The organism is Methanosarcina spelaei, assembly GCF_002287235.1.
Classification (GTDB): domain Archaea; phylum Halobacteriota; class Methanosarcinia; order Methanosarcinales; family Methanosarcinaceae; genus Methanosarcina; species Methanosarcina spelaei.
Window position 1 is genome coordinate 1 of sequence record NZ_LMVP01000053.1, and the last position, 12543, is coordinate 12543.

13 protein-coding genes and 1 pseudogene are annotated in these 12543 nt (G+C 39.8%); 4 read left to right on the top strand and 10 right to left on the bottom strand.

All coding sequences use genetic code 11. The features are described 5' to 3' along the window. The first annotated feature begins 560 nt into the window (after positions 1 to 560). Both ASJ81_RS04285 and ASJ81_RS04290 read left to right on the top strand, forming a co-directional pair. Positions 561 to 2063 (top strand): asparagine synthetase B family protein, encoded by a 1503-nt coding sequence (locus ASJ81_RS04285; RefSeq protein WP_245859778.1) that lies wholly within the window; start codon positions 561 to 563, stop codon positions 2061 to 2063. Positions 2064 to 2543: 480 nt separating this feature from the next. Then, positions 2544 to 3332, top strand: a complete 789-nt coding sequence (locus ASJ81_RS04290; RefSeq protein WP_095643405.1) for an ATP-binding protein — start codon at positions 2544 to 2546, stop codon at positions 3330 to 3332. Between the two features lie 51 nt (positions 3333 to 3383). Here ASJ81_RS04290 and ASJ81_RS04295 read toward each other — a convergent pair whose 3' ends face one another. Next, on the bottom strand, positions 3384 to 3992 hold the full coding sequence (locus ASJ81_RS04295) for a tetratricopeptide repeat protein (RefSeq protein WP_245859780.1): 609 nt from the start codon (positions 3990 to 3992) through the stop codon (positions 3384 to 3386). A 165-nt stretch (positions 3993 to 4157) separates the two neighbouring features. Between ASJ81_RS04295 and ASJ81_RS22570 the strand changes: the two genes are divergently transcribed. Next, positions 4158 to 4301: a hypothetical protein gene (locus ASJ81_RS22570; protein ID WP_170943185.1), complete on the top strand. Its 144-nt coding sequence runs from the start codon at positions 4158 to 4160 to the stop codon at positions 4299 to 4301. A gap of 51 nt (positions 4302 to 4352) precedes the next feature. Here the strand turns inward: ASJ81_RS22570 and ASJ81_RS04300 are convergent, their stop codons facing one another. The 9 genes and pseudogenes from ASJ81_RS04300 to ASJ81_RS04325 form a co-directional block, all read right to left on the bottom strand. After that, positions 4353 to 5573: a tetratricopeptide repeat protein gene (locus ASJ81_RS04300; RefSeq protein ID WP_245859782.1), complete on the bottom strand. Its 1221-nt coding sequence runs from the start codon at positions 5571 to 5573 to the stop codon at positions 4353 to 4355. A gap of 22 nt (positions 5574 to 5595) precedes the next feature. Further along, positions 5596 to 6096, bottom strand: coding sequence for a PASTA domain-containing protein (locus tag ASJ81_RS04305; protein WP_095643406.1), 501 nt, complete (start codon positions 6094 to 6096; stop codon positions 5596 to 5598). A 956-nt stretch (positions 6097 to 7052) separates the two neighbouring features. Then, on the bottom strand, positions 7053 to 8453 hold the full coding sequence (locus tag ASJ81_RS04310) for a tripartite tricarboxylate transporter permease (RefSeq protein WP_095643407.1): 1401 nt from the start codon (positions 8451 to 8453) through the stop codon (positions 7053 to 7055). A 182-nt stretch (positions 8454 to 8635) separates the two neighbouring features. After that, positions 8636 to 9076, bottom strand: coding sequence for a hypothetical protein (locus ASJ81_RS23565; RefSeq protein WP_394339132.1), 441 nt, complete (start codon positions 9074 to 9076; stop codon positions 8636 to 8638). Further along, positions 9058 to 9183 (bottom strand): annotated as a pseudogene (locus ASJ81_RS24375) (hypothetical protein); the annotation flags it as partial. The pseudogene ASJ81_RS24375 and the gene ASJ81_RS23565, both read right to left, overlap by 19 nt. A gap of 39 nt (positions 9184 to 9222) precedes the next feature. Then, positions 9223 to 9315, bottom strand: coding sequence for a hypothetical protein (locus tag ASJ81_RS24540; protein WP_369334789.1), 93 nt, complete (start codon positions 9313 to 9315; stop codon positions 9223 to 9225). Positions 9316 to 9872: 557 nt separating this feature from the next. Continuing rightward, on the bottom strand, positions 9873 to 10034 hold the full coding sequence (locus ASJ81_RS22575; RefSeq protein WP_170943186.1) for a hypothetical protein: 162 nt from the start codon (positions 10032 to 10034) through the stop codon (positions 9873 to 9875). A 179-nt stretch (positions 10035 to 10213) separates the two neighbouring features. Continuing rightward, positions 10214 to 10408, bottom strand: a complete 195-nt coding sequence (locus ASJ81_RS04320; RefSeq protein ID WP_095643408.1) for a hypothetical protein — start codon at positions 10406 to 10408, stop codon at positions 10214 to 10216. Between the two features lie 115 nt (positions 10409 to 10523). Next, positions 10524 to 11243: a pirin family protein gene (locus ASJ81_RS04325; RefSeq protein ID WP_170943187.1), complete on the bottom strand. Its 720-nt coding sequence runs from the start codon at positions 11241 to 11243 to the stop codon at positions 10524 to 10526. A gap of 351 nt (positions 11244 to 11594) precedes the next feature. On the opposite strand from ASJ81_RS04325, the gene ASJ81_RS04330 reads away from it, so the two are divergent. After that, on the top strand, positions 11595 to 12503 hold the full coding sequence (locus tag ASJ81_RS04330; protein WP_095643410.1) for a TIGR00269 family protein: 909 nt from the start codon (positions 11595 to 11597) through the stop codon (positions 12501 to 12503). Positions 12504 to 12543: the final 40 nt, after the last annotated feature.

Genomic DNA, 12543 nt, shown 5'->3' on the forward strand with positions numbered 1-12543 from the left:
AGGTTATTCTCGCGGCGCTCAATGGAGCGCCGCTAACTATACCCTGAATAGTTACAACAATTTTTGCTTTTTAATTCAAGCGCCCTAGTCTCATACTTAAGATTTTTTTAAGTTCTATTAAGTTTTTATGGTCTCAAAATAAAGAAGATGCTTAACTATCTGATTTCTAGTTAAAAATGTTTAAGAGTCTATTAGATTCGTCATTTTAACATGTTGTACAAATTACTTTGGTCTATACCTAAGTATTCATTCCGGTGTGCATAGTGCCTATAACAATATAGTAAGTCACAAAACTTATCGAATAGGTTCTTAATCCAATTTCTTAATAATTTACTAAATAGTATCAAAATTAAAATTTCGCCTATTGTTTCAATGTAAAATAGTGTTTCATAGAACTTCTGTTTAAGGTCTTGAATCAGTAATTCTAACTATTCTTGAATCAGTAATTTCAACTGTTCTTAAATTTGCAATTTTTAATTCTCTTAAATTCACAGTTTTTACCATTCCGGATTTGGTATGTCCTTTTTAAAATGGAAAAATGATAAATAGAGATAGAGTGCGTGTATACACCGAAGATAAAGAAAAAAGGAGTAAACATGTGCGGAATAGCAGGAGCAGCAGGAACTCCTGATACAAATAAGGAAGTAAAAAGAATGCTTGCAGCCCTGAGTCACAGAGGGCCCGACGCTTGCGGAACCTATGAGGCAGAAGGACTGAGTATAGGAAATACCCTGCTTAAAATTACAGGCAATATGCCCCAGCCTCTGGTTGGAGAAGGGGCTCTGGTACTCAATGGGGAAATTTTCAATTTCAGGGAACTTGCAGCCGAACAGGGCATAAAAACCGATTCAGATACTGAAGTAATTTTTGCCCTCATAGAGACAAAGATAAAGGAAGGAGAAACGCCAACAAACGCATTCTTTTCCGTACTCTCCAGAGTAAATGGAGATTATGCTCTGGCCTATGCCCTGGATAACGAACTTTTACTGGCTAGAGATGCCGTAGGAGTCAAACCACTTTTCTATTTCCTGGAAATAGGACTAGAAAAATCTAAAATAACTTTTGCATCTGAAAAAAAAGCTTTTTCCAGCCAGGATAGTTGCATAAAGTCGTTTCCACCTGGAAGAATCATGGCTCTCAATATCAATGACAGAAGGCTTGAAGAAAAATCTCTTGCAATTGAGCCTCCACAGGAAAGAATCTCAGAAGAGTATGAAGCTGCTTCTTGCCTGAAGGCGGCCCTTGAAAAAGCTGTCGAGATAAGGCTTACAAAAACTGCAGGAATCGCGTTTTCCGGAGGTATTGACAGCACCTTTTTAGCGACCCTTGCAAAAAGTATCGATCCCTCAATTTCCCTTTATGCCGTCGGGCTTCCGAACTCCCATGATCTTACCCAGGCTCAGCGTGCGGCTGAAGTTGCTGGCATGAAGGGTTCCCTCAGAACTCATCTCCTTTCTCCTGAAGAAATCGAGGACGCAATCCCGGATATAATTTATTCTACGGAATCGACGGACCCTATGAAAATTGCAATCGGGCTTCCCCTCTACTTTGTTGCGAAAACTGCAAAAGAAGACGGAAAACGAGTCCTTCTCACAGGTCAGGGTGCAGATGAGCTTTTTGGAGGCTACAGCAGGCATGAGGGTTTCCTTGAACAGGGGCCTGAGGTGCTTGACAGAGAGATCTACTCAGACATTCAAAATATCTCAGTTATTAACCTTGAAAGAGACGACATGGTTACCATGGCCAACTCCGTGGAGCTAAGGGTACCTTTTCTGGATAAGGAAGTAATAAAAACAGGGCTTGCAATCAGCCCTGAACTTAAAGTCCTTAAAAAAGACGGCCTGTATATAAGAAAATATATCCTGAGAAAAGCTGCAGAAAGCCTGCTTCCATCGGAACTTCTCTGGAAAGAAAAGAAAGCAATCCAGTATGGGACAGGAGTTCAAAAGGTACTCGACAAGCTTGCCCGCGACGCAGGTTTTTCAAAAAAGGAAGGAAGTCATATAGAGAAGTACCTAAAACAGATTGCTGTAGATGAAGGATTCGATTTCATATCCAGGTAAAGGAGTTTCCTATTGAATAGATCTACTGAATAGGCCTACTGAATAGATCTACTGAATAGGCCTACTGAATAGATCTACTGAATAGATCTACTGAATAGATCTACTGAATAGATCTACTGAATAGGCCTACTGAATAGGAGAATTAACTCCTCACCTGGCAAACTTGTTCTTTATATCTTCTTAAATATCCTTTAACCTTTAACAAATATTTTTCTGACTCTTATAAAACGAAAAGACTTTAAACAATACTCTCAAAGGAATGATGGGGTAAAGCCAGAGATAAATGAACAAGTATAAACAGCTTGATGATTATATCCATGCTTAGAAATCACTATATTTAGTCTGAATTAACAATTAATCTGAATTAGTAATTAACCTGAATCAACAATTAACCTGAATCAACAATTAACCTGAATCAACAATTAATCTGAATCAACAATTGATCTATAACACTTAAGTCTAAATTAATGTTCAGGGGGAATCCTCATAAAAATAGCAATTACCGGAAAAGGCGGCGTTGGAAAAACAACTCTCTCAGGCACTCTAGCCAGACTGTTTGCAAGAGACGGGTACGAGGTACTGGCAATAGATGCAGACCCGGATATGAACCTGGCATCTTCACTTGGGGTCGAAAATCCTCCTAAGCCCCTGACAGATTTCAAAGACCTGATTCAGGAAAGAGCGGGTGCCGAAGGCGGAGCTTTCATCTATAACCCTAAAGTCGATGACATTGCAAGTAAATACGGAGTTATAGGACCCGATGGAGTAAGAATGCTTGTCATGGGCACTGTAGACCGCGGTGGAAGCGGATGCATGTGCCCTGCCTCGGCTTTTCTAAGGGCTCTTCTCAGGCACCTCATGCTCAGGGAAAAAAGTGCAGTAATCCTTGATATGGAAGCAGGGATCGAACATCTCGGAAGGGGCACTACCAGAGGAATGGACATCATGATCGTAGTAGTTGAGCCAGGGGCAAGATCGCTTGAAACGGCTGAGAGAATAAAAAAACTGTCTTCCGAAATAGGAATAAAACACCTTGCTGCCGTAATTAATAAAGGAGGCGCGGGAAAAGTTAACGACAAACTTGAAGAGATGGGCATCCAGGTACTTGGAGAAATTCCCTTTGACCCCAAGTTAATGCAGGCTGACCTTGAGAAACGGGCCCCTATTGAGGTAGGCGGCGAAGCTGTTGATGCTATAGTAAAAATTAAGGAAAAACTGATGGAAGTCGTTGAAGAGATCAGGATAGAAGAGGAAGCTAGCAAAAAGTAAAGACCGATTTTCGGCCCTACACTTTTGTTTCAGATTTCTAAAATTCCTAGTTCAATTAAAACTGCTGTCCGGAGAGTCAGCTAAAGTTCCTTTTTTATAAATAACCTCCAGAAGCCTCAATTTCTTTTCTCTAATAAGAACATCAGTCGGATCGATGTCAAGCGCTTTGTCATAACACTGCATAGCTTCCCCATATCTTCCAAGGCTCTCCAGAGCTGAACCTTTCTGATATAACGAGAATACATCGTCAGGATTTACTTTCAGGACTTCATCATAAGACTCAATCGATTTTTCAAATTCTCTCAAATTATTGAAGGCAAAGCCCTTGAGGCACCTGATTCCCAGATTTTCAGGATCGATCTCAAGAGCCCTGTCATAGCAGGCAAGAGCTTCCTTTGATTTCCCCATCCTGTCAAGAGCAAAACCTTTCTGGATCCAGGCATCAAGAAATAAAGGGTCCAGATTTAAGGCTTTATCATACAGCCTGAGTTTGTCTTCGTAACTGCCAGTCTCGCCAGCCTTGGCAAGGAGCTGCCTGAGATCCTCTGGTTCTTCGGTTTTTTCTGCCGCTTGAGACTCCTTTTGCTTTGCTTTGTCCATCTTTTCACTCACATTTTCTTCTGTCATATCGGAATCCTCGCTTTTCCAGTGAAAGCTCATTCTGGACCCCTTCCGGGTTTTTGCCACACCTGGCTGTTTTTATATTTCACGCATGGAACCAGAGCTAAAACTGGTATTTTGCATTTTTGTTTTCAATGAGATATACTTTTTCTGATTCGAATTTTCCCTAATATAAAAAACTGTCCTGTAACAGAAGAGGTACAATTGGCTCTTGAGCTCAGGATAGGAGCACAATTTATTGTTAAGCTCCAAAACAGCCACGAAAATACAGGAATTATAAAAAAGAACTTAAAAGAGGGCAAAAAGACAAAAAACAAACTGTATGGCAGGAAAAATTACAAAGAATAACTGATAGGAAAAATATAAAAAACGACAGAAGGAAAATGTGAAAAAGAGAAGTTAATGAGAGGATTTGGCCTTCTGTCTTCGGATTTCCGAAAGGATTTTTACCTTTGTTTCAAGTGCAGGAACGAAGCCAGGTTGCAACTCCAGAGCTCGATTACAATTTTCCAGTGCTTCCTTCTGTTTACCCACTTCCGAAAGACCAACACCCCTGGCTGCCCAGAGCCGAGGCTCTTTAGGGGAGAGATGAAGTGCCTTATTGTAAATCTTCAGGGCTTCCTCGTACCTGTCTAGTCTGGAAAGCAGACTTCCGGTCGAAGTAAGGGCCTCAAGGTATTCAGGCCTTATTCGAAGGGCTGAACTGTAAGCTTCAAGGGCTTCTTCTTCTCTGCCGAGGGCCAAAAGTACAGAGCCTTTCCCTGCCCAGGCTTCAGCATATTCGGGATACTTATGAAGGATTTCTTCATAGGTGTGGAGGGCTTCTTCAAACCTGCCAAGCCTTAAAAGCACGATTCCCTTATTATCCCAGGCAATTTCAAAAGCCGGCTCAAGTTCAATTGTCCTGTCATAAGCTGCAAGTGCTTCTTCAAGCCGGCCTATTTCCGCGAGAATAACACCTCGGTTATACCAGACCCTGTGATCTTCAGGAATAATTTTCAAGGTTTTTGCAGTAAGCTGCAGGGCAGCTTCAAATCGTCTGGCCTTATACATAAGCACAGCAGTTTGAAAACGGGCTGTAGCGTCCTGTGGATTTATCTCAAACCGTTCAGCACAGGCCCGAAGCTCTTCGAAAAAAGGCAGGGAAGCGTAAATATCTCTTACAGCCAGGAAAAGAGGCAGGATTTCATAGATTTTCCCGTAAAACACAAGTTTTTTTGTTTTCGCATTATATGAAAAGGCGGTTGATTTCTCTTGACCTGTATCTTCTTCTGGTGCATCCTGGTCCCTTTTGTTACTGAATGCGTTTTCTACTCCTGTAGTTTTCTCTTTCTCTATTCCTTTAATCACAGCTCTAAACCCGGAAAAGGCTGCTGGAGAAAGAGGAGAGTTATTAGAGACTAAAAGCGCAGATCTGAGATATTTCCCGAGTTTTCTATCGTTTTTATGCCATAAAGCCATTGAAGTGCCCTGACATTCTTTAAGAAATTTTTTCAGGCAGAGCCTCTGGGATGCCTGACTCCCGGAACCCTCAAGCGCAGAAAAAGCTGAAACTGCTGCCCTGCAGTGCTCCCAAAGTTCATTCGGGAAAGTCTTTGTTTTGGAAGAGTAAGCCTCCATTTTAAGCCCTCCTTTACCTTGTTCAGATGCGGTCGGAAAAAGCATTGCACAGTGAATTTCTTTCAGACGGCAAAAACTTGCCTTTTACCGCAACTACAAGTTTTACGGCTGATCCTGCAGGAGAATTCGTGCCTGGTTTTGGTTCTTGTCTGAGAATATCTCCAGCCATAACCCCGATGGGCAAAACTGACTTTTGTTCGACAATCTCTCCTGCTGTAAACCCGGCTTCTTCCAGAATTTTAATTGCTTTTTCAAGGGGCTGTTTTATAACATTAGGAACTTCCACGCTTCCTGTGATAGTCCTTGTCCTTATAGTGGTTTCTGGCTCCTTCACACTTTCTTTTTCTTCCAGTACTTCTTCAAGCAAGTCAATTGCCCCGCTAATTCGAAGAAGAGTCTCACTCAGGCTCTTTTTCCGGTTTTCAAGCTCAGCAATCTTTAACTCGATGTCTTCAAGAATTCTCTGCCCTGATTCGTGTTCTGCTCTGAGTTCAGCTAAACGCTGTTCAAGTTTTACTTCCATGTTCCTGCATACCCCTTCTGGCTGTTTATTTCAGTTTATTCGATTTTTTTCCGTTTTATTAGAAGTTTTTTATTTCAGTCGAATACCCCGCTAGCTTGCTGCGGGGATGGAAACTTCCCCGGTAACCGTTGATAATAATAAAATTTCTCAATTCCATTTTCGATTACTAACTTCTGCTCACACTAAATTGTTTAGGGTTATTATTTCCTTTAACGGAATTTTGAGCGGTGGCGCGAACATACCCCGTTGCTTGCAGCGGGGTGCGCCAGCGCAACTTTGATTAAAAAAATTTTTATTTTATTAAGAATGTTTTTATTTTATCCAGAATTTCACATTCTATTCGGATTCGGCATTTTCTCGTTCAAACAGGCCGCAGTCGATTATTTTACACTATTTTTTGCATTTATTAACGATTTTGCTTTTTGTTTTATTAGTTGTTTTATTAATTTCTTCTTTATATCAAGTACTTTTTAGCTCTCTGTACATTTCCAACCCAATACATTTTAAGTTTTATATTTTTACATGCCATCGGACTGAAAAAAACCATTTATCCGGATTCAGATATCTTTGGATCGGCATTTTTAAGCGCAAAAATATTGTCCGGTACTGGTACATGCGTTTAAACTTAAGCATGTCAGATATGATGTAAAAACTTTAAACCACAATTGTTTGACCTCACGGATTTACGGAAAAGCATATATGAGCCTTAAAAGACAAAAGTTGGGATTTATACGATTAAAAAAGGACTCAGTACCAAAATCTAGTGATGGATGTAAAATTCAAAATCACTAGATTTTGTAAATGGTCACCATCCGTGTAATACAACTTAATGATTCAAGTCTTTAGATAGCGAATATTGATTTTGATAAAAACTGGATTCTTCTTGCTAATTCAGATTTTCTATCAAAAATGCAAAAATCACTGGATTTTGGAACAGAGTCTAAAAAAGTTGCTTTTTATAAAAAATAAAGGATGACAGGCAGTAAGATGACTCCCATTGCATGTGATTTCCTTACATTCATAAAAGAGGAGAGCATGCCTATTGGGGTCGAAATTACAAAAATGAAAAATCCGAAAAGTCCTGTGAAAAGGTAAACCATTACTGCAAGCCCTATAAGGACACCTGCACAGAGTTTGCTATAGTTAACTTTCTTCAGGAAGAGGTGCGCGTTATTTCCTATCCAGATAGTAGAAAAGTAGGAAAACAGCGCAGTTAAGACCATAGCGGCAAAAAAGAGTAGAAGTATGGGTAAATCAAGCATGTTTGTTTCCAGAACATCTTCTATGGCAACCATTGCCCCGCTTCGTGTCCTTCCAATCACCACAAAAGCCACCAGCCCGAAAATTGCGTTCGAAGTGTTTACTCCGGAGTTTGAAACTATGAATTCCTTCGAGCTCTCAAGCGTTGAGGGATTACTGGCATAAGGGTCGGAATACAGAGAAGTTTTTAGCCTTCCGAGCTCGGGTTCGGAGGTTTTCTTTTTAAGTGTAATCCTGTCAAAGTCGACTTTTGCAGCAAGGCCCGTAAGGAGTGCTGCAATTGCTGAGGAGAGGCCTGGCAACCATGCCACAAGTGAGCCTGCCGCACTGCCTGTAAGGATTCCCCTGAGAATTCTTTTTCGAGAAAGCTGAAGTGCCGATACGGACTCTTCCGGAATTTTCGAGCTTGTTAGAAGGCTTATTATTAGTTGGGACGATCCGAAAAGCCCGCTAAGAAGGGGCAGGAGTATCGACGGCTCTCCAAAATTAACAACCGGAACCATAAGCGATTCCCTCTCAAAAGCAAAGAGCCCAAGCAAGCCTGTAATCAAAAACAAAACGAGAGCAAAAAATTTGTACTTATATTTTGCAAACGGGCTTTTCTCCTTTGAATCTTCAACACTTTCACCTTTTTCACTTGCAAGCATTAGAAAGACAATTAAAATTAGAATCAAAGCCATATGCGCTTCAATATAAGGATATATAGCCTTAAAAAAAAGCGAAAATGGAAGTACGAATATAAGGGAAGCAACCACCGAGCCTGCACTTCCGAGTGCTGAAAGACGGACTGCCTCAGCTCCGGCTCCGTCAAGCAGAAGCCTGTGCCCTGGAAGGACCATTAGCGCGGTATCTCCATCCGGTGCCCCTAGAAACACTGAAGGAATAACGTCATGGAAAGTTTGAGATAGTGCATTTGAGAGAATAATTACGGCTATGTAAAAAGGTGAAAGCCCTTTCTCAGCCAGGAAAGGAACAAGGGCTACAAGGGCAAGCGCAAAATTATTGTTGTGTACTCCAGGCAGGAGCCCTGAGATTATGCCAAGCAGGTAACCTCCTAAAACTGACAAAAAAAGAATGATCAGTGAGACTTCTTCCACTCATCCAACCCTCTGAGACTTGATTGAGCTCTTTGAATTTAACTCAAACTTTTGTAAGTTATACCACAGTGTATAATCACAACTATTTAAAAATATTTCTATTATCTTCTGCTTAACTACTTTTTATCGACTTAACTATTTTTACCGACTTAACTATTTTTACCGACTTAACTAATTTTTATTTAGTTCCTTACCTTTTTTATTTCCATTATGTAAAATGCAGCTAGCAAGCTTATAACTCCATAAATTATAGTAAATTCAGGAGTTTTTTTGCTTTCTTTTGTAAGATTGCCTGTCTCTTTTCTGGAAATAATGCCAGCACTTTTTTCTTCATCTCTGTCACTGCTTCCTTCATCGGAGCCAGTAGTTTCCAGCACGGTTATATTAAACTGAACCGAAAGAGGCGCGCAACCGGATGTGATATTGCTGCTGAAATCTGCGAAAAGAGATGAGGTTTTTCCCGGATTTGCTTTCAGAATAACAAGACCGTTAACACCTTCAGCTACATAGACATAACTGTCGGAAACTGAGACATCAGCAACATATCCTCTAGTATCGTAATTTCTTTTGAGAACTGGAGAAGAAGGATTGCTTATGTCAATAATCACAAGACCATTATCCAGATCAACTTAGTATGCGTAATTACCAGAAACTGAAACATCTCCAATAGTTCCAGTATAACGCCCTTTAAAATTGGGGATAAAGGATTGCTTATGTCAATAATCATAAGACCATTAAAGTCAGCTACATAGGCGTAATTGTCGGAAACCTAAACATAACGAGCTGATCCTGCATAATATCCTTTTATGGTTGGAGAAGAGGAATTGCTAATATCAACAATTGAAAGACCCATTATCGCCATTGGCTACATAGGCATAATTATCGATATTTAAGACCTTAATAAATATGAAGAGTCATTTTTATATAAGATATTATGGAGTTCACTGGTAAAAAAATAGAATTAAATAAAAATAATCCATCCAGCTAAACCATCAAGGAGTTAATCCAAAATTTTAGTTACAATGTAAAATTCTATACATAGATTTATGATTATTTTAGTTATGCATATTATACATGGCGTAAAAGAAGATTTTTTAATTCAAGATTGGATTGAAAAAGTAGAGAAAGAAACTATGTGTAGGAACAAGTAAATATTTTAATAAATTAGGAAAATTTACCTGAGTAATTGAAAAACCTTTAATATAAATATTTTGTGCTAAAATCTTGACAATCTTCATAGAAATTGGCGGTAAGGAGTAATAATAGTCTGTCTGGACGATAAGCCACTTAAAAATTTTGAGTGTTGTTTATTACATCAAAGAAAAAGAAAAATCATTTCCACTTATGTTTTATATGTGTTTGATACTCTATAACATGCAGTTCTAAATGCTAATTTTGAATGGGGTTCATGAGTAGCATTTAGCGAAACACAGAGCAAGGAAACTGAGGTTCGCCATTCCTCAACCTTGCCCTCCACAAATCCGAAACCCCGCCTGAATGGAAAGCTATTGAGGTTTTTTGCCATTCCTCAAACTTTAGTTCGGAAGAGGTTTCAAGGGAAACGGAACTGAGGTTCGCCATTCCTCACTCCGGTTCCGGAATATCAGAAGCAAAAAGAAGTGAGAGGAAAATCCCTCTCTATACTGTTTTACCTCTCACTTCAATTCTTTTCTATCCACGATTTATCCTTTGATATCTATTGAATCATTCAGATTCTGCCTTCAACTCCAATCTAATGCTCTTTTATAATTATCAATTCCTTATCCACTCCCTCTTCCAGGCTGTCCTTCTTTTTTGTCACTTCCTCTTCCAGGCTGCTCCTCTTTTTTATCACTTCCTCTTCCAGGCTGCTCCTCTTTTTTATCAGTCCCTCTCTCAAGCTGTTCTTCCTCATCCTCCCTTGACTGTTCTGACCTTCTTCCATTACTTCCTCTCTCAGGCTGTTCCTGGTTCATTTAATGCCTCTTTTTCTTTGTTTTACTTTATTTCTTTTATTTCTCTGTTTCTTCTTCTCTGTTTTCCGTCTCGGTTTTCCTTTTTTCCGCGTTCCTTTCTCGGTTTTCCTCCTCTTTATTTCACAAATTTCTCACGGCTTGCAGGTATATCGATCAGCACGAATTCTGCAGAAGAAATCGTATCCATGTGGAGGCTTTCTTCCTGATTAAAACGGGCCTGATCTCCCTGCCCGAATTTTTGTCCATTGACAGAGAGTTCACCAGCCGAGATATATATAAAAACGAGTCTACCTTCTTTTAAATCAAAGTGGAGGATATGCTCTTTTTCGAGGCAGGTACGGTAAATGGTTGCGTCTGCATTAATCTTCAGGGCATCCTCAAAACCCTGTCCTGAAGCTAGAGGAAGTAACCGATTTTTCCAGTCTGAAACTTCGAATCTCTTTTTAGAGTATGCAGGCTCCAGATGGCTTCTGTACGGAGAAATCCAGATCTGGTATAAACGAAGGGGTTTCTTTCCCCTATTAAATTCCGAATGTTCTATACCCGTGCCTGTTGTAATACACTGCACATCTTCATTCCTCAGAGTACCCCTATTTCCCATGTTGTCTTGATGAGTAAGTTCTCCTTCAAGCACTATCGTTGTTATCTCCATTTCAGCATGCGGATGAAAAGAAAATCCTTTGTCTGGCTCAATGATAAACTCATTAAAAGCACTAAGGTCTCCGAAACGGAGATTTTCCGGATTATAATAATCCGAATAAGAAAAAAGGAAGAAACTTTTAACCCAACCTTTATCGGAGTAGTACCTTTCTTCTGCCGGAATAATCCTGATCACAAAAACCCCCTTTGTGTTTCTCAGGTATTATTTGGTTATTTGGTTATTTGATTATTTGAATAATATACAGATTTATTAACTGAAAAAGATAATAACCCTGGAAACAAGAGTTCTGAACACTGTTCGTAGAGCATGAAGAAACAAACAGAAAATAAACAGAAGATAGATAGAAAATAGGCAAAAGACCGTAAAAAATTTTCCGTAAAAATACATAAAAAACAATATATACAAGCGGTTCCTTTCCTAAATGAATTCAGGCACAGAACAATTAAAAATAATTAAATTATATCTGTTTGTCAGATTTAAGCTTTTCAGATTATTTTTCAGACAACTAGCAAAAAAAGGATTCAAATGACAATCAAATGTAAAAAATGCAATCATGAAGCCGTCATTTTTCAGAAATATTCCGGAATGCACCTTTGCAAGAAACATTTTGTAGAAGATGTCGAGAGAAAAATCAAACTGACAATAAGAAAAGAGTATAGTATTCACAAAAACGACGTGATAGCTGTTGCTCTAAGCGGAGGTAAGGACAGCTCGGTTGCCCTATATATAATGCACAAAATTCTTGGGAACAGACCGGATATTGAAATCGTTGCAATTTCAGTGGACGAGGGAATAAATGGATACCGCCCCAATTCCCTCGAAGTTGCAAAAAGCCTCACAAAGATGCTTGGGGTGAGGCATATCATAAAGTCCTTCAAAAAAGTACACGGAGTAACTATGGACGAGTTGGCTGCAATGGACCGGGAAAAAGGTGCATGTAGCTACTGCGGCGTTCTCAGGAAGAATATTCTTAATAGAACTGCACTTGAAATTGGAGCAACGAAACTCGTTACAGGACATAACCTGGATGATGAAGCCCAGACAATTCTTCTCAATCACTTAAGGGGAGATGTGGAACGCTTGGTCAGACTCGCTCCGCCTGCAGCTATTGAAGGCCTGGTCTTACGAGCAAAACCTCTAAGAAATATCCCTGAAAAAGAAGTGGCACTCTATGCTATTATAAACTCCCTCCCTGTGGACTTCAGTGAATGTCCGTATGCAGGAGAAGCCCTCCGAGGAGAGATAAGGGAACTTCTGAACAACTTTGAGGCAAAGCACCCTGGAACCAAATATTCCCTGCTCAGGGGCTTTGACAAGCTTGCAGGCGCACTTATTAAGGAAATGCCTCCCGCAAAAATCGGGAAATGCAGGATTTGCGGGGAGACCTGCACTGAAGATGTATGCCAGACCTGCAAATTGCTTGGCCGAGCTTAAAAATAGAAACTAAAATGAAACTAAAATGAAACTAAAATGA

Excerpts from the sequence above, each read along its gene's own strand:
- ASJ81_RS04295 (WP_245859780.1), bottom strand. The coding sequence starts at position 3,992 with ATGAGCTTTCACTGGAAAAGCGAGGATTCCGATATGACAGAAGAAAAT.
- ASJ81_RS04300 (WP_245859782.1), bottom strand. The coding sequence starts at position 5,573 with ATGGAGGCTTACTCTTCCAAAACAAAGACTTTCCCGAATGAACTTTGG.
- ASJ81_RS04305 (WP_095643406.1), bottom strand. The coding sequence starts at position 6,096 with ATGGAAGTAAAACTTGAACAGCGTTTAGCTGAACTCAGAGCAGAACAC.
- ASJ81_RS24540 (WP_369334789.1), bottom strand. The coding sequence starts at position 9,315 with ATGGCGATAATGGGTCTTTCAATTGTTGATATTAGCAATTCCTCTTCT.
- ASJ81_RS22575 (WP_170943186.1), bottom strand. The coding sequence starts at position 10,034 with ATGGCGAACCTCAGTTCCGTTTCCCTTGAAACCTCTTCCGAACTAAAG.
- ASJ81_RS04320 (WP_095643408.1), bottom strand. The coding sequence starts at position 10,408 with ATGAACCAGGAACAGCCTGAGAGAGGAAGTAATGGAAGAAGGTCAGAA.
- ASJ81_RS04330 (WP_095643410.1), top strand. The coding sequence starts at position 11,595 with ATGACAATCAAATGTAAAAAATGCAATCATGAAGCCGTCATTTTTCAG.